The 489-nt window shown below is 67.7% G+C and carries 1 protein-coding gene; it reads left to right on the plus strand.

Annotated features, from left to right (window positions below; translation table 11 throughout):
• Nucleotides 1-137 precede the first annotated feature (137 nt).
• Nucleotides 138-489 (plus strand): hypothetical protein (locus tag RAD16_RS40800; RefSeq protein ID WP_458163668.1); only part of this gene is annotated, 352 nt, incomplete at its 3' end.

Raw genomic sequence — 489 nt, forward strand, 5'->3', positions numbered from 1 at the left:
CACAGGCACGGCAATTGGGTATCCTGGTTCAGGCCGCTCTATCGGCTACCGAGGCACCCCTTGCCGATCTCCCCGCGATGATTGCGCCACCGCCAGGCGCACGGGTCGCAGTCGCGGCATCCCTCCCCGGCGTCGTAATGCGAACGATGGTCGTAGAAGGCGACAGCGTGCGCCGGGGTCAGGCATTGGCGGTAATCTCGAGCCGCGATGTCTTGAGCCTGAGCGGCGATCTGACGCGTGCGGGCGCGCGACTGGGTGTGGCCCAGTCTAACGCCGGTCGCCTCTCCCAGCTTGACCGCGAGGGAATCATCGCTGGCGCCCGTGCCGACGAGGCGCGCGCCCTGGCCATGGAAGCGCGTGCGGATGTCGCCGAAAAATCGAGCATCCTGCGGTTGGTCAACGGACATGGTGGCAGCGGCACCTACACGCTGGTTGCCCCGAACGCAGGCCGGGTAACCGGCGCGACCATCCAGGCTGGCAGTCCCGTCG

This window comes from Bradyrhizobium sp. 18BD (genome assembly GCF_054185225.1).